Below are 22,093 nucleotides of genomic sequence, written 5' to 3'. Positions count from 1 at the left end.
AGGTTGCATCCCGACGCCTACCGGAGGGAATTGTCGTGTCGTACCCGGATCAGGTGCCCGCGCGTCGGCCGGCCGCCGTCACGCTGGCGGCGGCGGTGCTGGCGTTGATGGCCCTCGCCGCCGCCGTGTACGCCGTCGTGTCCCTGCTCGCCCTCGGTGGCACGGTGGACCGCTTCCGGGCGGCTGCGGCCGGGACGACCGCGAGCGCCGACGACGTCGACGGCGTGGTGCTCCTGCTCCGCGTGCTCACCATCGTCTCGGCGGTGCTGACCATCCTGGTCGGTCTGCTGCTCGTCGGTCTCGCCGCCGGGCTGCTGGCCCGTCGCGCCGGCGCCCGGGTGGCCACCTGGGTGGTCTGCGGCCTGGGTCTGCTCCTCGGATGTTGCGGGGTGGCGGTGCTGGTCGCCCAGCGGACCAACCCGGTGCGCGGCCAGACCAGCGCCAGCGGGGAACTGGTGGGCCTCCTCGCCGACGCCTACCCGTCCTGGTGGATCCCGGTGAACGGAGGGCTTTCGGTGGCCCAGGCGCTCGGCTACCTTGTGGTGGCCCTGCTGCTGGCGCTGCCGGCGGCGAACGCCTGGTTCCGTCGGCGCGGGCCCGCTCCGGCCGGCCCCCGCCCGGTCCCGCCGTACGGCCCGGCTCCGCAGCCGTCGCCCTTCGGGTCGGTCCCGCCGGGTCCGCCCCCGCACCAGCCCTATCCGCCCCCGCAGTCCCCGCTGCCGCCCGTTGAGGACCGCCCGTGACGTCCGAGCCCCCGCCCGTCGAGCGACGTGCCCTGGTCACCGGTGCCACCGCCGGCATCGGCGAGGCGTTCGCCCGACGGCTCGCCGCTGACGGCTCGCACCTGGTGCTGGTCGCCCGGGACGCCACCCGGCTCGCCGAGGTGGCGGCCGACCTGACCGGCCGGTACGGCCACCAGGTGGAGATCCTCCCCGCCGATCTGTCCACCGACGACGGTTGCGCGACGGTGGAGCGGCGGCTCACCGGCGGGGCTCCGGTCGACCTGCTGGTCAACAACGCCGGGGTCAGTCTCAACCGGCCGTTCCTACGCTCCACCGTCGCCGACGAGGAGCGGTTGCTCCGGCTCAACGTGCACGCGGTGCTGCGGCTGACGCTCGCCGCCCTCGGTCCGATGACGGATCGCCGGAACGGGGCAGTGATAAATGTCTCTTCCGTCTCGGGTTTCGCCCCGGTCATGCCCGGCTCGACGTACCCGGCCAGCAAGGCGTGGGTGACCAGCTTCAGCGAGTCGGTCGACCAGTCGGCGCGGCCGTTCGGCGTACGGGTGATGGCGCTCTGCCCCGGTTACACCCGGACCGGGTACCACGAGCGCAACGGCATCGACATGTCCGCAACCCCGGGGTGGATGTGGCTGCGGGCTGAGGACGTGGTCGACGAGGCCCTGCGTGACCTGCGCAAAGGCAAGGCGGTCAGCGTTCCGGACTGGCGTTACAAGCTGGCCGTGGCCGCTCTGCGGCACGCGCCCCGACGACTGCTGCGACTGGCGTACCGGGACCGGCGGGGCCGAGTCGACCCGACCGGGGACTGAGCCGCGACGGTGCCCGCCCGCCGGCCGTGGCGGCGGACCCGATCGACGCGATCATCGCGGAGCGTAGCCGTCCATCGCCACCCATCGTCGCCCGCGAGGTTGACCCGGGTGGACCCCACACACGGCGCACAGACTCGCGCAGTACCCTCTATCGCCATGGGGGACCACGACGACCTGCGTAAATTCATCACTGACCTGGCGGTGGTCCACGGGCGGGTGGTGCTCTCCTCGGGCCGCGAGGCGGACTGGTACGTGGATCTGCGTCGCGTCACGCTCCATCACCGGGCCGCACCGCTGGTCGGTCGGGTGATGCGGGAGCTGACCGCCGACTGGGAGTACGACGCCGTCGGTGGGCTGACCCTGGGCGCCGACCCGATCGCGGTGTCCATGCTGCACGCCGCGGCGGAGACCGACCGGCCGCTGGACGCCTTTGTGGTCCGCAAGGCCGGCAAGGCGCACGGTTTGCAGCGGCGGATCGAGGGGCCTGATGTCGCCGGCCGGCGGGTACTGGCGGTGGAGGACACCTCGACGACGGGCGGCAGCGTGTTGACCGCGGTCGAAGCATTACGCGAGGGCGGGGCGGATATCGTGGGTGTGGCGGTTATTGTTGATCGAGGCGCCGGCGACGCGGTGCGAGCCGCCGGACTGCCGTATCGGGCGGCCTATACGTTGGCTGACCTCGGCCTTGTGGCGTAAAAATTTGCCGATTCGGATCTGCTGATATGCAGGCGGATCGATGCTGCTGGTGGAAGGATGGAATACGTGGGAACTGCGTTGGCTGAAATGACCATGCCTCAGATCTCGCCGCTTGCCGGCGAGCCGATCGAACGTGCCGATGCCGAGCGGCTGGCGGGGGTCCTCAAGGCCCTTGCCGACCCCGCGCGGCTGCGGCTGCTCAGCCTGATCCAGTCGGCCCCCGAGGGCGAAGCGTGCGTGTGCGACCTGACCGCGCCGCTCGGCCTCTCTCAGCCGACGGTCAGTCACCACCTGCGTATCCTCACCGAGGCCGGCTTGCTGGAGCGGGAGAAGCGCGGTGTCTGGGCGTACTACCGGCTGGTGCCGGCGGCGATCGCCACGATCGCCGACCTGCTCACCCCGCCGCGTAAGCGGGCCACCAAGAAGGCTCGCTGACTCTTTGCGTCGTCCCCGTCGGGGGCGGCGTCCGGTGGCGTACCAGGGGTGGCGTCATCGGGCGGTGACGCCTGTCCGTCACCAGTGAGCTCGCTGCACCACCACCGGCTCCCGGTGGCGTACGTCGACGAACGGCCGGTCCCGCCCGGGACCGGCCGTTCGTCGTACCACCTGATCAGTGGCCCTGGCCGGGCCCGCCCTGCGGCGGCTCCTGCCGGTACGGCGGCTGCTGCGGGCGGGGCGGCTGCTGGTACGGCTGCTGCGGGTGGCGCGGCTCGTCGTGGTGCAGATGGTGCTCGATGGTGTCCCGGACCGCGTCCACCGCGCCGGCCGCGCTGGCGGCGGCGATCACCGCGACCGCCTCGCCGCGCTTGCGGGCCTTCCGGTCACGGAGGAACTCGAAGAAGATCGGCAGCACGGAGATCAGCACGATCAGCACCACCACCGGCAGGATGTACCGGTCGATCTTGTCGCCGATGGCGTTGTAGATCTGTTCGGCGAGCAGGTAGCCGATCAGCAGGATGCCGTCCACCCAGAGGATCGCGCCGACGATGTTCCAGATCAGGAACTGGCGGGCTGGCATGCCGAGCACGCCGGCGACCGGGTTGAGGAAGGTCCGCACGATCGGGATGAACCGGGCCAGCACCACGGCCTTGGCCGGGCCGAACTTCTGGAAGTAGTACTCCGCCTTCTCCACGTACTCCCGCTTGAAGAGCCGGGAGTTGGGGCGGTCGAACATCCGCCGGCCGTACCGGGCGCCGAGCCAGTGCCCGAGCTGGGCGCCGAGGATCGCGCAGATCGGGCCGCCGATCAGCAGGCCGATCAGCGAGAGCCGGGTGCCGTCGCCGAAGATCGCGTCCGCCACCGGCGACGCGGCGACGCCGGCCAGGAAGAGCAGCGAGTCACCGGGGAAGAAGAAGCCGACCAGCAGGCCGGTCTCGGCGAAGAGGATGGCCCAGACGCCGACCAACCCGAAGGTCTGCAGCAGCTCCTTGGGGTCGAGCGGGTTCAGGGCGACCGTCTCGACGACCACCCGGGTCTTCTCACCTGTGTCCACGGCCACACAGGCTACCGAACTCCCTGGGGCCGGGGTCAGAGGCGGGGGTCGACCGGCTCGGACTCGCAGGCCAGGATGGCGAAGACCAGCTCGTGCCGACGCCAGAGCGGGGCGTTCTCCGCAAACGCGTCCAGCGCGGCCAGCCCCAGGGCGTGCTCGCGCAGCGCCAGGCCCCGCTTGCGCCCCAGCGACCGGCGGCGCAGCGCGGTGAGCTGACCCGGGTCGGTGTAGCCCGGGCCGTAGATGATCCGCAGGTACTCCCGACCGCGGCACTTGATCCCCGGCTGCAGCAGCGAGCCCTTCGGCGACCGGGCGGTCAGCCCGGCGTACGGCTTGACCACCATGCCCTCCCCGCCGGCCGCGGTGAGCGACAGCCACCAGTCGGTGGCGGCCGCCTCCGCCGCCGGGTCGGCCAGGTCGACCACCTGCCGCCGGGTCGGGGTGAAGAACTCCGGGTCCGCCGCGCGGAGCCGGTCGGCCAGCGCCAGGTGCCAACCGTGGTCCCGGTCGGCGAAGCTCACCCCGGCCCCCGCCAGCACCGCGAACGGCGCCAGGGTCACCCCGCGCAGCCCGTCCGTCGGCGCCACGTACGCGCGGTAGGCGGCCGAGTAGTCCTCGACCTCCGCCCGGCGGGTCGCCATCCGGTCCCGCAGGTCGCCCACCGGCAGTCCGCGTCGGGCGGCGACGTCCAGCGTGGCGAGCACCGCCGGCAGCGCCGCCCGACCGGCCGCGCCGACGCTGGCGTACTGCTCGCGGATCAGCGCGCCGGCCTTCGCCGACCAGGGCAGCAGCTCGCAGTCGAGCAGCAGCGTGTCGGTGCCGAGCTCCGCCCAGAGCCCGGCCGCGGTGACCGCCGCGCGGACCCGGGCCAGCAGCTCGCCGTCCAGCGGCGGGCCGAAGAACGGCCGGCCGGTGCGGGTGTGCACCACCCCGCCGCCGAACGTCCCGCCGGTGGGCTCCCGCTCCACCAGCACCACCGCCCGCGAGCCCATGTGCTTCTCCTCGCAGACCACCACGTCCACACCCGCCGAGCGGAAGTCGTCGAACGCCTGCGCCGGGTGCTCCAGGAAGCCATCGACGGTCGACGTCGAGCAGGGCGCCATGGTCGGCGGCAGCCAGACCAGCCGCCCCGGGTCCACCGCGAACCGGCTCATCACCTCCAGCGCGGCGGCGGCGTTCTCCGCCGGCACGGTGAGCGTCCCGTAGGCGTGTTCGAGGTGCCGCCGACCGGTGACGTCCGCCAGGTCCAGCACGGTGTCCGGGCGGGCCGGCGCGGCGACCAACGGACGGACCGGCGCGTACCACTCCTTGACCGCCGGAACGGCGACCAGCTCCTTCTCCGGGTAGCGCAGTGCGGTGAGCCTTCCGCCGAACACGCAGCCGGTGTCGAGGCAGATGGTGTTGTTCACCCACTCCGGCTCCGGGGTCGGGGTGTGGCCGTACACGACCATGGCCGAGCCCCGGTAGTCCCGCGCCCACGGGTAGCGGACCGGCAGGCCGTACTCGTCGGTCTCGCCGGTGGTCTCCCCGTACAGCGCGAACGACCGCACCCGGCCGGACGCCCGGCCCTGGTAGGCCTCCTTCAGGCCGGCGTGCGCCACCACCAGCCGGCCGCCGTCGAGGACGAAGTGGCTGACCAGGCCGTCGACGAAGGTCGCCACCTCGGCCACGAAGCTCTCCGGCTCGGCGGCGAGCTGGTCCATCGTCTCGGCCAGCCCGTGGGTGAGCCGCACGTCCCGGCCGCGCAGCTTGCGCAGCAACTTCTGCTCGTGGTTGCCCGGCACGCAGATCGCGTGCCCGGCCGCCACCATGCCCATCACCAGGCGGAGCACGCCGGGGGAGTCCGGGCCGCGGTCCACCAGGTCACCCACGAAGACCGCGGTACGACCAGCCGGGTGCAGCGCGTCCACCGGGCGGCCCGCGTCGTCGCGGCGCAGCTGCCAGCCCAGCCGGAGCAGCAGCGCCTCCAGCTCCTCGCGGCAGCCGTGCACGTCGCCCACGATGTCGAACGGCCCGGTCAGCTCCCGCCGGTCGTTGAAGAGCTTCTCGTAGCGGATCTCGGCGGCCTCGATCTCCTCGACTCCGCGCAGCACGTGCAACTTGCGGAAACCCTCCCGGGCCAGCTGCCCGTACGTCCGCCGCAGGTCGCGCTGCATCCGGCCGAGCACCTGGCGGCCGAAGGTCCGGTCGACGCGGCCCTGGGTCCGCTCCCAGGCCAGCGCCTCCGGCACGTCCAGCACGATCGCCACCGGCAGCACGTCGTGCTCCCGGGCGATCCTGACCAGCCCGGCCCGGGCGTGCGACTGGAGGTTCGTCGCGTCGACCACGGTGAGCCGGCCGCGGCGCAGCCGGGTCGCGGCGACGTGGTGCAGCGCGTCGAAGGCGTCGGCGGAGGCGGACTGGTCGTTCTCGTCGTCGGCCACCAGCGCCCGGAACGCGTCCGAGGAGAGCACCTGGCTGGGGGCGAAGTGCCGGCGGGCGAAGGTCGACTTGCCCGAGCCGGAGACGCCGACCAGCGCCACCAGGGCGAGTTCGGGAATGTCGAGGGTGGTCATCGGCTCTCCTCCTGCCGGGTCCCGTCGACGCGGGTCAGCACGGCGAGCTGGGTCGGGGCACCCACCTCGGGATCGTCGTCGCCGATGCCGCTGATCGTGGCGGTGTAGCCGTACGCCGCCGTGACCCGGCCGATCCAGTCGGCGAACTCCGCGCGGGTCCACTCGAAGCGGTGGTCGGCGTGCCGGAACCGCCCGGCCGGCAGCCCCTCGTAGCGGACGTTGTACTCGGCGTTCGGCGTGGTCACCACGACGGTGCCCGGCCGGGCGTGGCCGAGGACGGCGTCCTCCAGCGCCGGCAGGCGCGGTGGGTCGAGGTGCTCGATCACCTCCATCAGCACCGCCCCGTCGTACCCGCGCAGCCGGTCGTCCCGGTAGGTCAGCGCGGACTGCCACAGCCGGATCCGGTCGCGCTGCCGCTCGGGCAGCCGGTCCAGCCGCAGCCGGCGGGCCGCCATGGTAAGCGCGTGACTGGACACGTCGGTGCCCACGATCTCGGCGTACCGCCGGTCGGCGACCAGCGCGGTGAGCAGGGCTCCACCGCCGCAGCCCAGGTCGAGCACCCGGGTCGCGCCGCTGGCGGCCAGCGCGGCCAGCACCGCCTCGCGGCGGCGTACCGCCAGGGACGCCCGTCGAGGCGCTTCCGGCTGCTGCTCGTCGGTCAGGCTGTCGTCGGTCGCCGGTTCGTCGGCCAGTCGCAGCTCGGCCAGCCGCGCCAGGGCCTGCCCGGCCAGGGCCCGGCGGTGCGCCAGGTAGCGGCGGGTGATCAGCGAGCGGTCCGGGTGGTCGGCCAGCCAGCCGGCGCCGGCCCGGAGCAGCTTGTCGATCTCGTCCGGCGCCACCCAGTAGTGCTTGGCGTCGTCCAGTACGGGCAGCAGGACGTACAGGTGGTTGAGGGCGTCGGCGAGCCGGACCGTGCCGGTGAGCAGCAGGTCGAGGTAGCGGCTGTCACCCCAGTCGGGGTGCTCCTCGTCGAGCGGGAGCGGGGTGGCGGTCACCGTCCAGCCGAGCGGGGCGAAGAGCCGGACGGCCAGCTCGGCGCCGCCCCGGCAGCGCAGCACCGGCACCCGTACCTCCAGCGGGAGCGCGCTCGCGGCCAGCTCCGGCCGGTCCCGGGACTCGCCGCGCAGCGCCGAGCGGAACACCGTGGACAGTGCCGAGGAGAGCAGGCTGGACGCGGCGTACGTCCGGTCGTTGACGTACTGCCCGAGGGTGAAGCTCTCCGGGGTGGCGGTGTTCCCGCGCCCCCGGCCCCGACCGACGCCGAGCCGCTGCGGGTCCACCTCCACCAGCAGCGCGGCCGTGCACCGGTCCTCGTCCGCCTGCGGGTAGAACACGTGCGCGACGCCGGCGGGCAGCGCGAAGCTCTGCACCCGGTCGGGATGCTTGACCAGCAGGTGACCGAGGTCGGTCGCCGGCTGGTGGGTGGTGGTCAGGGTCAGCAGCACCCGCTCATGGTTCCAGGCGCGTCGATCATCCGTCGTCGGAGTTTTCGCCGCCGTCGCGCACGACGGAACCCCGCCGACCGGTGGTCGACGGGGCTCCGGGTGGGACGAGGCGGATCAGGCCACGAAGCGGGTCTTCCGCCGGCGGGCCAGCACGTAGCCGCCGGCGCCGGCGGCGAGCAGCAGGGCGCCGATGCCGGCGATCAGGCCGGTGGCGGTGCCGGTGATCGGCAGCGTGCCGCCGTCACCGCCGCCGGTGCCACCGCCCGTGCCGGTGCCGGTGCTCTTGATGGTCAGCGCGGCGGTGTCGTTCTTCGGGCTCAGGTCCGCGACCTGGTTCCCCTCCTCCAGGTCGAAGTGGAGCAGCCGCACCGAGCCCGCGGTGCCCGAGGCCTTGTCGACCCGGAGGCCGAACTCGAAGACGGCGGAGTCGCCCTTGTGCAGCGTCTCGTACCACTCGCAGAAGTAGACCCGGGCGCCCGGCTCGCCGTACCCACCGGTCTGCTCGTCGACGGTGCCCGGCGCGCACAGGTCGGGCGCCTCGACCACGGTGGCGCCGGCGGGGATGGTCACCAGAGCCGCGGTGACCTGCTCACCCGGGGTGTACGCGTTGATCATGGCGGGGCCGTTGTTGACGAAGCCGACCTTGGTGGTGACCGTCTTTCCCACCGTGCCGGGCAGTTCGGCACCGGTGGCCGCGGCGTCGGCGCGCTGGTCCCCGGTGACCCGGGCGTCGATGAACGTGGCGTTGTTCTTCGAGTCCGTGTCGGTCTGCCGCAGCGAACGGGCCTGCGCCTCCGCCGCCGGCACCAGCTTCAGGGCGGTCCCGCTGCCCTGCTGCCAGTCCTCCTCCGGCAGGTACTGCTTGGCGAACTCCGTGTAGTCGTCCCCGGTGAACCAGATCGCCTGGCCGTACTGCCGGCTGGGCGCCCAGGCGTCGGCGGCGATCTTCACCCCGAACGAGCCGTCCAACTGGAGCGCCGCGCCGGCGGGAATCTCGTCGTCGAAGCGGCACCGGGTCAGCGTCGAGCCGAAGTCCCCCACGTAGGCGCAGTTGCCGTAGCGCTGCGCCGGGGCGAGGGTGGGCATGGCGGCGAACAACAGCACCGCCCCGTGGGCGGTCGTGTCGCCGATGTTGGCCAGGCCGATCGGAGCCTTCAGCGTGGCGCCGGGCGCGCCGGTGAGGGAGAGCTGCTCCTGCGCCTGGAGGTCGACGCCCTCGCCGATCTCCACGGTGGAACGGGTGGTGGCCTTCGCTCCGCCCTTCACGGCCAGACCGAGGACCAGGTCACCCTTGGCGCCCTCCGTGGCCGTGTCCTTGGCGGTGACCGTCAGGTCGAGCACGAAGTCGACGATGTCGGGACCGTTGAAGTTGCAGGTGATGAGCGCAGCGGTCTCCGTGCAACCCTTGACGTCGCCGGCGAGGGCGACCGAGGCGAAGTCGACGACCGCGGTGCGGTCCACGGTGACGGTGACGTCCTCGGCAAGGGCGTCGCTGAAGGCGTACAGGGTGACGGACTTCGCCTCGCCGCCGGGCGCGAGCAGCACGTCGTTGGCGTAGAGCAGCACGTCGTCCGAGGACGGCCCGGCGACGGCGGGGATGGCGGAGGCGGCGACGAGCGCGCCTGCGACGCCCATCCCGGCGAGCCAGCGCCGGGTGGAGTGGGTGAGCATTCTGGTGGGTCCTCCCGTGGGGGTGTCCAGGTGGAGCCTGCGGATCTTAAGTGCTTCTTAAGTCCGCCCGTTGTCCCCGGCGGGCTGAACGAGCCGAACGGCTGACCAGGACCGTCGCAACGGATCCGCGGACGTCGACGCCTTGTGACGGCCGCCCCGACCCGCCGTGACGCCGGGGTCGGACCGCAACGTTCCGGCCGCCCGCTCCCGTCATCATGTCGGGACACCGGGAGGTGCAGTGACGTACGAGGAGTTCGCCGACTCGCGGCTGGCCGCGCTGCTGCGGTACGCGGTCATGCTGACCGGTGATCCGCACCAGGCGCAGGACCTGGTGCAGGACACCATGGTGCGGGTCCAGCTGAACTGGCGCCGGGTCGCCCGGGCCGATTCGCCGGAGCGCTACGTCCGCCGGATGCTGACCAACCAGTACGTCGACTGGCGGCGGGGGTCCTGGGTACGTCGGGTGCTGCTGCGCGGCGAGCCGGAGGAGACCGTGCCGGTGCGCGCCGACCACGCCCAGGACGCCGTGGAGCGGGACCAGATCTGGTCCTGGCTGGCCCGGCTGCCCCGCCGGCAACGCGCCAGCCTGGTGCTCCGCTACTACGAGGACCTGCCGGACGCGGAGATCGCCGAGATCCTCGGCTGCGCCGTAGGGACCGTCCGTTCGTCCATTTCCCGGGCGCTGGCCACCCTGCGCGCCGAACACATGGAGGTCTGCTCATGACCGTCGAGGAGGAGCTGCGGGCCGCCTTCGCCCGGCACGAGCCGCTCACCCCGCCCACCGGGCCGCTGCGCGCGGCGATCGACCGGATGGTCGTCGGGCGGCGACGGCGTCGCCGCCGGCTGGAGGCGGGGGCCGCCGCGCTGGCCGTGTTCGGCCTGATGGGTGTCGCGATCCCGCAGTTCACCCCGGATCGACCCGGCGGGGAAGCGGTGCTGCTGGGGCAGCCCAGCCCGCCCCCGCCGGCGCCGGCCGGGGCGGTGAACGTGCTGCTGCTCGGCCTCGACGGATCGGCCCCACTGGCGGACTCGGTGCTGATCATCCACATTCCCGCCGACCGCGGCCGGCCCTATCTGGTCTCGCTCCCCCGGGACATGGAGGTGCCCATCCCCGGGCACGGGACCGGCAAGCTGAACAGCGCGTTCCTGAAGGGCGCGGGCGAGGGGCGACCGGACCTGAAGGACGGCTACGAGCTGACCCGGCGCACGGTGTCCGACCTGACCGGCGTACGGGTCGACGCGGGGGCGGTGCTGACGTACCCGGTGCTGCGCACGGTCACCGACGAGTTGGGCGGGGTCGAGGTCTGCCTGCCCCGCGGGGTGCGTTCCACGCACACCGGCCGGCTCTTCCCGGCCGGCTGTCAGCGGCTCGACGGCGCGGCGTCGGTGGACCTGCTTCGCCAGCGCAAGGGGCTGCCGGACGGGTCGCTCGACCTGGACCGGAACGCCCAGCTCTTCGCCGCCGGGCTGGTGCGCGGGGCCACCGACGAAGGGCTGGTCACCAACCCGGCGCGGTTGTCCCGGCTGCTGGCCGCGGTGGGCTCGGACGTGACGGTGTCCAGTGCCGACGGCTCCCTGCTGGAGCTGTTCCGGGTCGTTCCGGAGTTGAGGTCGGTCGAGCCGGTGGGGCTGAGCGTGCCGGTCGGGCCCCCGCCGGGGCAGAGCTGGCGACTGCGGCCCGACCCGCAGGAGGCGCCGGCGTTCCTCGCGGCGCTGCGCGGCGACCGGTTGGCCGGGTGGGCCGCGGCGCACCCGGACCGGATAAGCCGGTTGCGGTGACCGGGACGGTTCACCCGGCTGGGGTGCGCGCCGTCAGCGGTAGTCGTCCTCGTCCCCGGTGACCACCCGGGCCTGCTCCATCGCGTCCCAGTCGCCGACCTCCAGGCCGCGGTGCGGCTCGGCGTCGATGTCGCCCGGGTCGATCGAGGCGGCCTGCTCGACCGCGTCGGCGGGCTCGGCCTCCGGGTCCCGCTCCTCCGGGCTGAGGTGGTCGCTCGGGGCGAAGTCCTCGTCGGGCTGACCCATCGTCGTCCCTCCCTGGTTCCGGCGGAATACACCCACACCGTACGGGTTGTGCGGGGTCGTCGCGCGGTTGGCGCGGCAAGCGGACTCGGTGGATCGTCCCTCCGGGGGTGCCGGCCGGTGTCAGGATGGAGGCGTGGGTTTCCTGATCCGACTGGTGATCACCGCGGTCGCGCTCTGGGTCACCACGCTGATCGTGCCCGGGGTCGACGTCACCGGCCGCAACAGCGCCACCTCGGCGCTCACCCTGCTGGTGGTGGCGCTGATCTTCGGGGTGGTCAACGCGGTGCTCAAGCCGGTCATCAAGGTGGTCGGCTGCGTGTTCTACCTGCTCACCCTCGGGCTGTTCGCGCTGGTGGTGAACGCGCTGCTCTTTCTGCTCACCGACGCGATCGCCGACGGGCTGGACCTGCCGTTCCGGGTGGACGGTTTCTGGGCCGCCTTCTGGGGCGCCATCGTGATGGCGGTGGTGAGCTGGCTGATCAGCGTCGCCGTACCGGACAGGCTGGAGGGTCGGTGAGGGAGCCGGTTGTGCCCGGCGCCACCTTCTACGGGATACTTCCCGCGGTGGACAGCGCGGTCCGGCGCCAGCTAAGGAAGACAGCGGCCAGACCGGCCGACAGCGGTAAGTAAGGAGCGTTCGACATGCCCATCGCTTCCCCCGAGGCCTACGCGGAGATGCTGGACCGGGCCAAGGCCGGCCGGTACGCGTACCCCGCGATCAACGTGACGTCCTCGCAGACCTTGAACGCGGCGCTGAAGGGCTTCGCCGACGCGGAGAGTGACGGCATCATCCAGGTCTCGACCGGTGGCGCGGAGTACCTCTCCGGCCCGTCGGTCAAGGACATGGTGACCGGCGCGGTGGCGTTCGCCGCGTACGCGCACGAGGTGGCCAAGAAGTACCCGGTCAACATCGCGCTGCACACCGACCACTGCCCGCAGGAGAAGCTGGACAAGTTCGTCCGGCCGCTGATGGGGATCAGCCAGGAGCGGGTGAAGCGCGGCGAGGAGCCGCTGTTCCAGTCGCACATGTGGGACGGCTCGGCCGTGCCGGTGGCGGAGAACCTGGAGATCGCCGCCCAGCTTCTCGACGAGGCCGCCAAGGGCAAGATCGTCCTCGAGATCGAGGTCGGCGTGGTCGGTGGCGAGGAGGACGGCGTCGAGAACGCCATCAACGAGAAGCTCTACACCACCGTCGAGGACGGCCTGGCCATGGTCGACGCGCTCGGCCTGGGCGAGAAGGGCCGCTACATGGCGGCGCTGACCTTCGGCAACGTGCACGGCGTCTACAAGCCGGGCAACGTCAAGCTCCGCCCCGAGATCCTCAACCAGATCCAGGAGGCGGTGGGCGCCAAGTACGGCAAGGACAAGCCGCTCAGCCTGGTCTTCCACGGCGGTTCCGGCTCCCTGCTGTCGGAGATCCGCGAGGCGCTGGACTACGGCGTGGTGAAGATGAACATCGACACCGACACCCAGTACGCCTTCACCCGCCCCGTCGCGGACCACATGCTGCGCAACTACGACGGCGTGCTGAAGATCGACGGCGAGGTCGGAAACAAGAAGCAGTACGACCCGCGGACCTGGGGCAAGGCGGCCGAGGCCGGTCTCGCCGCCCGCGTCGTCGAGGCCTGCGAGCACCTGCGCTCCACCGGCACCACGATGAAGTAACCAGCTCCACTTCCACGGCCGGCGCCCCGCTCGGGGCGCCGGCCGTCGGCGTCTCAGGCCGTGAGCACCGTGACGGCCTCCCGGACGTCGTCGGTGAGGTGCACGGTCGACGACAGGTCCCCGAACGGGGACGCGGCGAGCAGCGGCCGCAACAGCGCCTCGATCGGCAGTTCCGTCGTCCAGTACGCCCGGTCCAGGAAGACGTACGCCCCGCTCGCCCCGTCGGTGCCGTAGTACGTCTTCGTCGCCGCCTGGAACACCTCCTGCACCGTCCCGGCCCGGCCGGGCGCGAAGACGATCCCGCCCCGGGCCAGCCGCAGGATGGTGTCCTCCCGGATGGCGTTGGAGAAGTACTTGGCGATCCGCCCGGCGAAGAGGTTCGCCGGCTCGTGCCCGTACAGCCAGGTGGGGATGGCCAGCCCGCCGGAGCGGGCCCAGCCCAGGCCGGGGGAGCGCTGCTGCGGGACCGCCGGCGGGGTCGCGTACCGCGCGCGGACGGCCAGCGCCGCCGCGGTGTAGCGGTCGTGGTCGATGAAATCGGGCGCCGCCGCGAGCAGGTCGATCGCCGCGGTCAGCTCGTCGGCCGGCCAGGCCGCGAGGAACGCGCCGAGGTTCGCCGCCTCCATCACCCCGGGGCCGCCGCCGGTCACCACGAGCCGGTCGGCCCGGGCCAGCTCCCAGCCCAGCACCGCCGCCATCCGGTACGGCACGCTGCCGCGCGGCACGGCGTGCCCGCCCATCACCCCGACCACCGACTGCGGACCGTGCGCGGCCAGCCAGGCGCGGGTGGCGTCGCCCAGGGCGTTGTCCACCCCGTGGTCGTGCAGCCGCTGGCCGAGCGCCTCCCGGACGTCCGGCAGCGCCCCGCCGTGCGCCCGGAAATGGTCGTACACCCGGGTGTCGTACATTCCGGCGAACCCGCCCTCGGCGAAGCCGGCGGCCAGGTCGTCGGGGGTGTAGAGGTGCGTCGGCTGGGTCGGGTACGGCAGGCCGGAGAACGGGGGCACCACGTTCGCCCCGCGCCGGACCAGGTCGGCGCCCACCTCCCGGGAGGCGAACCGGCAGCCCACGAAGAGGGTGCCGGCGACGTCGGTGCCGGTCAGGTCGGGCACGGGGTCGAGGTCGAGGCGGAGCCCCTGCACGGTCAGGCCGGCCAGGCTGCCGGTCGTCCGGCGTCGGTCGAACTCCTCCCGGGTCTCGATCTCGTCATGGTGGCTTTCGTGCGGCGCGAGGACGTCCGCGGGAGGTGGGGTCGGCACCACGCCATCCTGCCCCGGCCCGGCAACCCGCCAAACCAGGGCCGCCGGATACGACAGGAGCCCGGTGACCGAGGCCACCGGGCTCCTGCGTAACCGGTTCCTGGGGAGGCTCCGGACCAATAGTTGTAGTGGAAAACATCTCGCGGCGGCATGGGCCGCAGGGCCGGGGGGCGGAAGCCGCAGGCGTGACGAACGCCTCCACCGTTCAGCCAGCGCATCGCCCGGACCCCCTCGCGCGGTGGGGGGCGAAGCGGGTTGAATGGGGCGATGCAGAACCTGTTGCCGGAGCCCCCGGCCACCCTCCTGCCCGTGCACGACGAGGCCGACGCCGCCCTGGCCGACGCCGGGCAGGCGGGCACCGACGAGGCGTACGCCGAGGTCGCGGCCCGCTTCCCGACCCACAGCGCGGCCTGGGCGGCGCTGGCGACCCGGTCGTTCAACGCCGGGCAGACCATCGCGGCGTACGCCTACGCCCGGACCGGCTACCACCGCGGCCTGGACCAGTTGCGCCGCAACGGTTGGAAGGGCCACGGCCCGGTGCCCTGGTCGCACGCGCCCAACCAGGGCTTCCTCCGCTGCCTGTACGTGCTCTCCCGGGCCGCCGGCGAGATCGGCGAGGCGGACGAGGCGGCCCGCTGCGCCCAGTTCCTGCGCGACTGCGACCCAGCCGCCGGGGATGCCCTGGCCGGCGCCTGACCCCGGTACGACGGCCGGCGCGGTGCGGAGCCGGGCCGGCCGTCGTACCAGCTCAGAGGCCCTCGGCCACCGCCGCGGCGATCTTCAGCCAGGCGTCCCGGGTGGCCGAGGAGAGTCCGCCGTACCGGATCGGCTCGCCGGTGTCGATCAACCGCTCGTACGGCGCCAGCAGCACCGCCCGGGTCCGGGCGGCGAAGTGCTCCTGGATCGCCGGCAGGTCGATCTCCTTGCGGGACGGTGGCATCGAGACGACGGTCACCGCCTGCCGGACCAGCCGCTGCCGGCCGCTCTGCTCGAGGTGGTCGAGCATCCGCGCGGCGGTCTCCGCCGAGTCGTTCCGCGCCGACATGGTGACCACCAGCTGGTCGGTGGCGTCCATCGCGGCCTGCCAGTTCTGCGCCCGGACGTTGTTCCCGGTGTCCACGAAGATCAGCTTGTAGAAGCGGCTGACCACCTCGCGGATCTCGGCGAACGCCGCCGCGGTGAGCATCTCGCCGCCGGTGGCCGACTCGTCCGAGGCGAGCACGTCGAACATCCCCTCGCCCTGCGAGCGGACGTACTGCGACAGGTCGCCGATCCGGCCGTGCGCGCCCTGGAACTGCCCGAGGTCACGCAGCATGTCCCGGACCGTACGGGAGTGGAAGTCCTGCTGGGCGCGCATGCCCAGGGTGCCCTGGGTCTCGTTGTTGTCCCAGGCCAGCACGTACCCGCCGCGCTTCTGCCCGAAGGTCATCGCGAGCAGCAGGATGGCCACCGTCTTGCCGGCGCCGCCCTTCGGGTTGACCACGGTCACCTGGCGCAGCCCACCGAAGTTGCGGCGGACCATCTCGATGTCCTGGCGCAGCTCCTGCTCGTGCCGCCCGGGCGGAAGCTTCACCAGCCCCATCCGGTTCACCACCGCCCGTACGCCCATGGTGGCGACCGGGTCGGCCGGGCGGATCTGCCGGCGACGGGCGAAGTCCTCCGCGGTCGGCGCGACGCCACCCTCCGGCGTCCAGGCCGGTTCCGGGAAGGCGGCCGGCGCCGGCTCCGGCTGCTGGGGGTACCGCTGCTGCGGCGCACCGGCCGGCGGCCAAGGGGTACCCGGCCAGCCGGCGGAGGGCTGCGGCGGTCCGGTGACGGATGCCGGCGGCATGGGCTGGCCGTTGTGCGTCGCCGGGCCGGCGTGCTGGGTCGGGCCGGCGTGCCCCGCCGGGCCGGTGTGCGTGTTCGGGCCGGTGTGCGCCGCCGGGCCGCTGTGCGCCGCCGGGCCGGGTTGCGGGGCGGGTATCGACAGCGTCGGGCCGGGTGGGTACTCCGTCGGCGGGTGTGGCCCGGGCGGGTTCAGCGGCGTGCCGGGCGACGGTGGGAACGGGCCGAGCCTCGGCGGCGTCGGGGTGGGGGTGCCGGTGCCCGGGACGGCGGCGCTGCCGACCGCCTCCTCCGTGCCGGCGGAGGTCCGCTGGGGAGGCTGGGCCCACGGCGACTCGCCCCGCCCGCCGGCCACCACCGGGGTGCCCGGCGCGGCCGACTGCGGTGCGTCCTGCTCGGCGGTCCCGGGCGGCGGTCCCGGCGCGGCCGACTGCGGCGTGCCGTGCCCGACGGTCCCGGGCGGCGACACCAGCGCCGGCGGATCCACCGGCGGCGGCGCGCCGATCGCCTGGTCCAGGGTGAACGGCAGGTCGAGGTTCACCGGAGCCGGCTGACCGACCCGGAGCGCCGGCACGAGGCCCGGCGCGGGCTCGCCGCCCTGTCCCGGTGCGGTTCCGGGCTGGCCGCCCAGGTCCGGTGCGCTTTCGGGCTGGCCGCCCGGCCTCGGCGCGGTATCGGGCTGGCCGCCCAGGTCCGGTGCGGGCGGTGACCAGCCGTCGGCCTCGGGCGTGGGGTCGACCCCGGCCGTCAGCGAGGGGTAGGCCGCGGACTGGTGGGCGGCCCAGACCGGGCCCGTCGGGCCGGGGTCGGTCGGGTCGGGCCAGAGCGGTTCGATGTCCCGCTCCGGCACCGGTTGCTGGCCGGGCAGCCTCGCCCGGTCGGCGTTCTCGTCCACCACGATTCCTCCCCATTCCTCCTGCCGAGGATAGGCCGTCCCCTTCCGGTTACGGAACGTAGTGGAACCCGGCGAGGTCAGCCGGTGAAGACCGCCCAGGCGCCCGGCTCGATCCACCAGGAGCGCTTGCGGCTCAGCTCGCCCTCGACCCCGTCGTCGAGGAACGGCACCTTCTCGTCCCGGGGTACGACGGACACCGCGCGGCCCCGGGCGCGGCGGACCTCGAAGCGGATCCGCTTCCTGCCCAACGCCGACCGGGTCACCACGGGAACGGCCACGGCCACCTCCACCAGCCCGTCCGTCGGGTCGGGGGCGGTGAGCAGCGGCAGCTGGTCCAGGGTCGCGTACCCGCCGGCGTTGCCCACCGCGCAGGCCAGGATCGGGTCCTCGCCGTCGGAGAGCACCGCGTCGTCCACCTCGACCCGGCCGCGCCAGTGCAGCGGACGGCCGGCCTCGTCGGCGGCGCCGAGCAGCGCGCCGTCCAGGGTCACCGAGCCGGCGTCGTTGCGCAGCAGATCGAGCCGGCGTACGCCGCCGTCGAGCACCGCGGCGGCCACCACGGCGGGGTCGCGCGGCAGGCCGAGCTGCGCGGCCAGGTCCCGGTGCGCGCCACCCCGGGCCGGATCGAGCGGCAGTACGCCGATCGGCGGCAGGTCGGGCACCGTACGGTTGCCGGCCAGGTCGTCCGGGCGGCGGCTGGGCGGTGGGGCGTACCGGCGGACCAGTCGGCGCACGACGGCGCGCAACTGGGCGTCGCTCGCGGTGGCGACGACCAGCCGGGTCTTCGAGTCGGGATCGGGCCAGGTCAGGCCGTCGGGGCGGGGCGGGCCGTCGAGCCGGGCCAGCACCTCGTCGACCTCGGCGTCCGAACGGGCGGTGACGGTCTCCACCCGGGCACCCCGGGCGGTGAGCGCGTCCGCGCAGGCCAGCACCGGTACGCGCGGCGTCTCGCAGCGCTCGTCGGGCTTGTCCCCGGCCGCCTCGGAGGCGCCGCCGCAGCAGGCGCCGCCGCTGCCGCAGCCTCCACCGGGAGCGTCCCGCTCCGAGCCGAGGGTGAGCAGCACCACGTCGTACACGAAGGAGCCTCCTGCCTCTCGACGCGACCCCTGCCGGGCACGCCGTCACTACTTGTTAGCCTGACACCCCGGGCTCGCCAACCGGTCGCCACCTGGCACCCGAGCCTTCTGGAGGCGGAAGAGATGCCAGCGATCGTGCTCCTAGGCGCTCAGTGGGGCGACGAGGGCAAGGGCAAGGTTACCGACCTGCTGGGTGAGCGGGTCGACTACGTCGTGCGCTACTCCGGCGGCAACAACGCCGGCCACACGGTGATCACGCCGGACGGGCAGAAGTACGCGCTGCACCTGATGCCGTCGGGCGCGCTCTCCCCGAGCGCGATGATCGTCATCGGTAACGGCGTGGTGGTCGACCCGAAGGTGCTGCTCGCCGAGATCGACGGCCTCGCCGAGCGCGGGGTGGACGTCTCCCGGCTGCGCATCTCCGGCGACGCGCACCTGATCATGCCGCACCACCGGGCGCTGGACCGGGTGGTCGAGCGCTACCTCGGCACCCGCCGGATCGGCACCACCGGCCGCGGCATCGGCCCGGCGTACGGCGACAAGGTCGCCCGGATGGGCATCCGCCTGCAGGACCTGCTCGACCCGGGCATCCTGCGCAAGAAGCTGGAACTCGCGCTGCGCGAGAAGAACCAGCTCCTGTTCAAGATCTACAACCGCAAGGCGATCGACCTCGACGCGACGATCGAGGAGTACCTGGAGTACGCGGAGCGGCTCAAGCCGTACATCGCCGAGACCCGGGTGATGCTCTGGGACGCGCTGGACCGCGGCGAGACGGTGCTGCTGGAGGGTGCCCAGGCGACCATGCTCGACATGGACCACGGCACGTACCCCTTCGTGACCTCGTCGAACCCGACGGCCGGTGGGGCGTGCGTGGGCGCCGGCATCCCGCCGACGGCGATCACCAAGGTGATCGCGGTGAGCAAGGCGTACACCACCCGGGTGGGTGCCGGCCCGTTCCCGACCGAGCTCTTCGACGACAACGGCCAGCACCTGCGCAAGATCGGCCACGAGTACGGCACGACGACCGGCCGGGAGCGGCGCTGCGGTTGGTTCGACGCCGTCGTCGCCCGGTACGCCTGCCGCCTCAACGGCGTCACCGACCTGGTGGTCACCAAGCTGGACGTGCTCACCGGCATGTCGAAGGTGCCGATCTGCGTCGGCTACGAGATCAACGGCGAGCGGTTCGACGACATGCCGATGACCCAGACCGACTTCCACCACGCCACGCCGATCTACGAAGAGCTCGACGGCTGGTGGGAGGACATCACCAAGGCCCGGACCGAGGAAGACCTCCCCGAGAACGCCAGGCGCTACATCGCGAGGATCGAAGAACTCTGCGGCACCCGCGTAAGCGTCGTCGGCGTAGGCCCCGGCCGCGAAGAAAACGTAGTCCGCCACCCCCTCCTCCCCTAACCCCACCCCACCCCACCCCCCGCCAAATCGCGTTGATCATGAGGTTGACGGCGAAGTTGATCGCCTGAACTGCCGCTAACCTCATGATCAACGAACGGGGTCAGCGTGTGTTGTCCACAGGGTGGGCGGGGTTTTCCACAGGGGGTATGGGGCGAGGCGGGCGTCCTGCATCGTGTGAGCGATGGAACGGGGGACGCTTCTCGGGCGTATCGCCAGGGCTCAGGACGGGGTGGTGACCCGGGCTCAGGCGCTCCAGCTCGGGTTCGGCCGGCATGAGATCGACAACCTGGTCACCTTCGGTCGCTGGCGGCCCCTCGCCCGGGCGGTGTACCTCATCGATTCCCGGGCTCCCGTGGCCCGCCGTAGCCGTATCCGTGCTGCCGTCCTGTCCCTGGGGTCCTCGGCTCGCGCCGTCCTGGGCACCGCCGCGGAACTGCACGGCATTGCGGGTCTCCCGCGGACGGAGGAGATTCACATAGCGCTGCCCGGACGGGCGGCGAGGGCGACGCGGGTGCAGGATCCGGCCATCGTGCTGCATCAGCTCGACCGGCCCGCCGGCTCGGTGGTGCCGGTGCGGGGGATAGCGGCAACCTCCCCGCTGCGGACGGTCGTCGACATCATCCTGAGGGCGCCGCGCTATCCGGCGGTCTCCGTGCTCGACTCCGCGCTGAACCGTCGCCTCCTCACCGAGGACGACCTGTCGTTGGTCCCCGCACTCGTCCGGAGGCGGCGCGGTGCGGTGGCGGCCCGCGGCTATCTGACCGAGGCGGACGGCCGGGCTCAGTCGCCACTGGAGACCCGCACCAGACTGCGTTGCGTCGACGGCAGGATTCCGCCCGACGTCCTGCAACTCGAGGTGCGCGACGCCGACGGCTATCTGCTCGGCATCGGGGATCTCGGCTGGCGTGGCCCCAAGATCATCGCCGAAGCCGACGGCCGGGCCGCCCACGACACCCCGGACGCGGTCTTCGCCGACCGTCGCAGACAGAACCGCCTGGCCAACGCAGGCTGGGCCATCCTCCGCTTCACCTGGCAGGACACCCTGGACCCCCACTACATCCCCTGGACCGTCCGCCAGGCGATAACGGCCGCCACCACACGTTGATCATGAGGTTGACGGCGAAGTCGATCTCAGATGCTGCCGCTAACCTCATGATCAACGGGGGTGGAGGATGGGGTCGGTAGGATCCGGGGTCGTGCGGGTTCTTCTTGTGGGTGGTGGTGGGCGGGAGCATGCGCTCGCGCTGGGACTTGCCGGTGATCCCTCGGTGGAGGCGTTGGTGGCGGCGCCGGGGAATCCCGGTATCGCTTCGCTCGCCGAGCTGCGGGGGGTCGCTCCCGCCGATCCGTCGGCGGTGGCGGCGCTGGCCGTGGAGGTGGGCGCCGACCTGGTGGTGATCGGGCCGGAGGCGCCGCTGGTCGCGGGCGTGGCGGACGCGGTCCGTGCCAAGGGCATCCCGGCCTTCGGGCCGTCCGCCGAGGCGGCCCGCCTGGAGGGCTCCAAGGCCTTCGCCAAGGAGATCATGACCGCTGCCGGCGTACCGACCGCGCGGGCTTTCACCTGCACCGATTCGGAGAGCGCCGGCCGGGCCCTGGACGAGTTCGGCCCCCCGTTCGTGGTGAAGAACGACGGGCTGGCCGCCGGCAAGGGCGTGGTGGTCGCCGACGACCGGCAGATCGCCCTGGAGCACGCGCGCGAGTGCGGCCGGGTGGTGATCGAGGAGTACCTCGCCGGCCCGGAGGTCTCCCTGTTCGTGGTGACCGACGGCGAGGCGGCGGTGCCGCTGCTGCCCGCGCAGGACTTCAAGCGGGCCGGCGACGGCGACTCCGGCCCGAACACCGGCGGCATGGGGGCGTACGCGCCACTGCCCTGGGCCCCGCCGGATCTGATCGACGAGGTGATGCGCGACGTCGTGCACCCGACGCTGGCCGAGATGCGCCGTCGGGGCACCCCGTTCGCCGGCCTGCTCTACGTCGGCCTGGCGCTCACCGTCGCCGGCCCCCGGGTGATCGAGTTCAACGCCCGCTTCGGCGACCCGGAGACGCAGGTCGTCCTCGCCCTGCTGGAGACCCCGCTGGCCGGTCTGCTGCACGCCGCGGCGACCGGCACGCTGGCCGCGCACCCGCCACTGCGCTGGCACGACGGCGCGGCCGTGACGGTGGTGGTGGCCGCCGAGGGCTACCCGGCGTCGCCGCATACCGGTGACGTGATCACCGGCGCGGACCGCGCGGGGATCATCCACGCCGGCACCGCCCGCCGGGCCGACGGCACCCTGCTCTCCGCCGGGGGCCGGGTCGTCTGCGGTACGGCCACCGGCCCGGATCTCGCCGCCGCGCGGGACGCCGCCTACGCTCTGGTACGCGGCGTCGAGCTGGCCGGCTCGCACCACCGCACCGACATCGCCGCCGCGGCGGTCGAGGGCCGGATCGCCCTTCCGGACTGACCGGCAACCTCCGACGCCATCGCCTCCGTTTCAGCGGTGAGGGCGAGGATGTGGCGGGATCGCCTGCCGCCTCGAGGGCTC

General features: G+C 73.1%; 20 protein-coding genes. 12 read left to right on the top strand and 8 right to left on the bottom strand.

Annotation, left to right across the window (positions count from 1 at the left end):
* Positions 1-35 precede the first annotated feature (35 nt).
* The 4 genes from V6U81_RS09210 to V6U81_RS09195 all read left to right on the top strand — a co-directional run bounded on the left by V6U81_RS09210 (position 36) and on the right by V6U81_RS09195 (position 2,680).
* On the top strand, positions 36-743 hold the full coding sequence (locus V6U81_RS09210; protein WP_334486682.1) for a hypothetical protein: 708 nt from the start codon (positions 36-38) through the stop codon (positions 741-743).
* Positions 740-1,549 carry an SDR family NAD(P)-dependent oxidoreductase gene (locus V6U81_RS09205; RefSeq protein ID WP_334486679.1) on the top strand — a complete coding sequence of 270 codons (810 nt, stop codon included), beginning with the start codon at positions 740-742 and terminating at the stop codon, positions 1,547-1,549. Before V6U81_RS09210 ends, V6U81_RS09205 begins: the two co-directional genes overlap by 4 nt.
* 156 nt (positions 1,550-1,705) lie before the next feature.
* Entirely contained in the window at positions 1,706-2,245 is a 540-nt protein-coding gene (gene pyrE, locus V6U81_RS09200) for an orotate phosphoribosyltransferase (RefSeq protein WP_334486676.1), read from the top strand.
* A 57-nt stretch (positions 2,246-2,302) separates the two neighbouring features.
* Complete coding sequence (locus tag V6U81_RS09195) at positions 2,303-2,680, top strand: ArsR/SmtB family transcription factor (RefSeq protein WP_210777125.1); 378 nt, start codon at positions 2,303-2,305, stop codon at positions 2,678-2,680.
* Between the two features lie 175 nt (positions 2,681-2,855).
* Here the strand turns inward: V6U81_RS09195 and V6U81_RS09190 are convergent, their stop codons facing one another.
* The 4 genes from V6U81_RS09190 to V6U81_RS09175 all read right to left on the bottom strand — a co-directional run bounded on the left by V6U81_RS09190 (position 2,856) and on the right by V6U81_RS09175 (position 9,408).
* A complete protein-coding gene (locus V6U81_RS09190; RefSeq protein ID WP_334486670.1) occupies positions 2,856-3,743 on the bottom strand; it encodes a DedA family protein in 888 nt (295 codons plus the stop codon).
* A gap of 29 nt (positions 3,744-3,772) precedes the next feature.
* On the bottom strand, positions 3,773-6,292 hold the full coding sequence (locus tag V6U81_RS09185) for a polynucleotide kinase-phosphatase (RefSeq protein ID WP_334486667.1): 2,520 nt from the start codon (positions 6,290-6,292) through the stop codon (positions 3,773-3,775).
* Entirely contained in the window at positions 6,289-7,737 is a 1,449-nt protein-coding gene (locus V6U81_RS09180; protein WP_334486664.1) for a 3' terminal RNA ribose 2'-O-methyltransferase Hen1, read from the bottom strand. Before V6U81_RS09180 ends, V6U81_RS09185 begins: the two co-directional genes overlap by 4 nt.
* A gap of 114 nt (positions 7,738-7,851) precedes the next feature.
* Positions 7,852-9,408, bottom strand: a complete 1,557-nt coding sequence (locus V6U81_RS09175; RefSeq protein ID WP_334486661.1) for an LPXTG cell wall anchor domain-containing protein — start codon at positions 9,406-9,408, stop codon at positions 7,852-7,854.
* Positions 9,409-9,646: 238 nt separating this feature from the next.
* Between V6U81_RS09175 and V6U81_RS09170 the strand changes: the two genes are divergently transcribed.
* Both V6U81_RS09170 and V6U81_RS09165 read left to right on the top strand, forming a co-directional pair.
* Positions 9,647-10,132 (top strand): SigE family RNA polymerase sigma factor, encoded by a 486-nt coding sequence (locus V6U81_RS09170; protein ID WP_334486659.1) that lies wholly within the window; start codon positions 9,647-9,649, stop codon positions 10,130-10,132.
* Positions 10,129-11,187 (top strand): LCP family protein, encoded by a 1,059-nt coding sequence (locus V6U81_RS09165; protein WP_334486657.1) that lies wholly within the window; start codon positions 10,129-10,131, stop codon positions 11,185-11,187. The genes V6U81_RS09170 and V6U81_RS09165 overlap by 4 nt, the downstream gene beginning before the upstream one ends.
* A 33-nt stretch (positions 11,188-11,220) precedes the next feature.
* Here the strand turns inward: V6U81_RS09165 and V6U81_RS09160 are convergent, their stop codons facing one another.
* Positions 11,221-11,433 (bottom strand): hypothetical protein, encoded by a 213-nt coding sequence (locus V6U81_RS09160; RefSeq protein ID WP_334486654.1) that lies wholly within the window; start codon positions 11,431-11,433, stop codon positions 11,221-11,223.
* A 133-nt stretch (positions 11,434-11,566) separates the two neighbouring features.
* Here V6U81_RS09160 and V6U81_RS09155 point away from each other — a divergent pair, with 133 nt between their 5' ends.
* Both V6U81_RS09155 and fbaA read left to right on the top strand, forming a co-directional pair.
* On the top strand, positions 11,567-11,950 hold the full coding sequence (locus V6U81_RS09155; RefSeq protein ID WP_334486651.1) for a phage holin family protein: 384 nt from the start codon (positions 11,567-11,569) through the stop codon (positions 11,948-11,950).
* 125 nt (positions 11,951-12,075) lie between these two features.
* Positions 12,076-13,098, top strand: a complete 1,023-nt coding sequence (gene fbaA, locus V6U81_RS09150) for a class II fructose-bisphosphate aldolase (protein WP_334486648.1) — start codon at positions 12,076-12,078, stop codon at positions 13,096-13,098.
* 53 nt (positions 13,099-13,151) lie between these two features.
* On the opposite strand, the gene V6U81_RS09145 is transcribed toward fbaA, so the two are convergent.
* Positions 13,152-14,357, bottom strand: a complete 1,206-nt coding sequence (locus V6U81_RS09145; protein WP_334486645.1) for an SLOG cluster 4 domain-containing protein — start codon at positions 14,355-14,357, stop codon at positions 13,152-13,154.
* 267 nt (positions 14,358-14,624) lie between these two features.
* Here V6U81_RS09145 and V6U81_RS09140 point away from each other — a divergent pair, with 267 nt between their 5' ends.
* Positions 14,625-15,053: a DUF3151 domain-containing protein gene (locus V6U81_RS09140; protein ID WP_334486643.1), complete on the top strand. Its 429-nt coding sequence runs from the start codon at positions 14,625-14,627 to the stop codon at positions 15,051-15,053.
* Between the two features lie 52 nt (positions 15,054-15,105).
* On the opposite strand, the gene V6U81_RS09135 is transcribed toward V6U81_RS09140, so the two are convergent.
* Positions 15,106-17,082 carry a MinD/ParA family ATP-binding protein gene (locus V6U81_RS09135; protein ID WP_334486641.1) on the bottom strand — a complete coding sequence of 659 codons (1,977 nt, stop codon included), beginning with the start codon at positions 17,080-17,082 and terminating at the stop codon, positions 15,106-15,108.
* A gap of 74 nt (positions 17,083-17,156) precedes the next feature.
* Entirely contained in the window at positions 17,157-18,155 is a 999-nt protein-coding gene (locus V6U81_RS09130; RefSeq protein WP_334486639.1) for a diacylglycerol kinase family protein, read from the bottom strand.
* Between the two features lie 123 nt (positions 18,156-18,278).
* Here V6U81_RS09130 and V6U81_RS09125 point away from each other — a divergent pair, with 123 nt between their 5' ends.
* From V6U81_RS09125 to purD, 3 genes are all read left to right on the top strand, one after another.
* Entirely contained in the window at positions 18,279-19,568 is a 1,290-nt protein-coding gene (locus V6U81_RS09125; protein WP_334486636.1) for an adenylosuccinate synthase, read from the top strand.
* Between the two features lie 181 nt (positions 19,569-19,749).
* Positions 19,750-20,673, top strand: coding sequence for a hypothetical protein (locus V6U81_RS09120; RefSeq protein ID WP_334486634.1), 924 nt, complete (start codon positions 19,750-19,752; stop codon positions 20,671-20,673).
* A gap of 91 nt (positions 20,674-20,764) precedes the next feature.
* A complete protein-coding gene (gene purD / locus V6U81_RS09115; RefSeq protein WP_334486631.1) occupies positions 20,765-22,012 on the top strand; it encodes a phosphoribosylamine--glycine ligase in 1,248 nt (415 codons plus the stop codon).
* Positions 22,013-22,093 lie beyond the last annotated feature (81 nt).

This window comes from Micromonospora lacuserhaii, assembly GCF_036902735.1.
In the GTDB taxonomy this organism is placed as follows: Bacteria; Actinomycetota; Actinomycetes; order Mycobacteriales; family Micromonosporaceae; genus Micromonospora.
Note: the sequence above shows the minus strand (reverse complement) of the source record. Positions and strands in the feature narration are given on the sequence as shown.

What these genes read in the sequence shown, in the direction of transcription:
- pyrE (WP_334486676.1), top strand. Translation starts at nt 1,706, where the DNA reads ATGGGGGACCACGACGACCTGCGTAAATTCATCACTGACCTGGCGGTG.
- V6U81_RS09195 (WP_210777125.1), top strand. Translation starts at nt 2,303, where the DNA reads ATGGAATACGTGGGAACTGCGTTGGCTGAAATGACCATGCCTCAGATC.
- V6U81_RS09185 (WP_334486667.1), bottom strand. Translation starts at nt 6,292, where the DNA reads ATGACCACCCTCGACATTCCCGAACTCGCCCTGGTGGCGCTGGTCGGC.
- V6U81_RS09175 (WP_334486661.1), bottom strand. Translation starts at nt 9,408, where the DNA reads ATGCTCACCCACTCCACCCGGCGCTGGCTCGCCGGGATGGGCGTCGCA.
- V6U81_RS09165 (WP_334486657.1), top strand. Translation starts at nt 10,129, where the DNA reads ATGACCGTCGAGGAGGAGCTGCGGGCCGCCTTCGCCCGGCACGAGCCG.
- V6U81_RS09160 (WP_334486654.1), bottom strand. Translation starts at nt 11,433, where the DNA reads ATGGGTCAGCCCGACGAGGACTTCGCCCCGAGCGACCACCTCAGCCCG.
- fbaA (WP_334486648.1), top strand. Translation starts at nt 12,076, where the DNA reads ATGCCCATCGCTTCCCCCGAGGCCTACGCGGAGATGCTGGACCGGGCC.
- V6U81_RS09140 (WP_334486643.1), top strand. Translation starts at nt 14,625, where the DNA reads ATGCAGAACCTGTTGCCGGAGCCCCCGGCCACCCTCCTGCCCGTGCAC.
- V6U81_RS09125 (WP_334486636.1), top strand. Translation starts at nt 18,279, where the DNA reads ATGCCAGCGATCGTGCTCCTAGGCGCTCAGTGGGGCGACGAGGGCAAG.
- V6U81_RS09120 (WP_334486634.1), top strand. Translation starts at nt 19,750, where the DNA reads ATGGAACGGGGGACGCTTCTCGGGCGTATCGCCAGGGCTCAGGACGGG.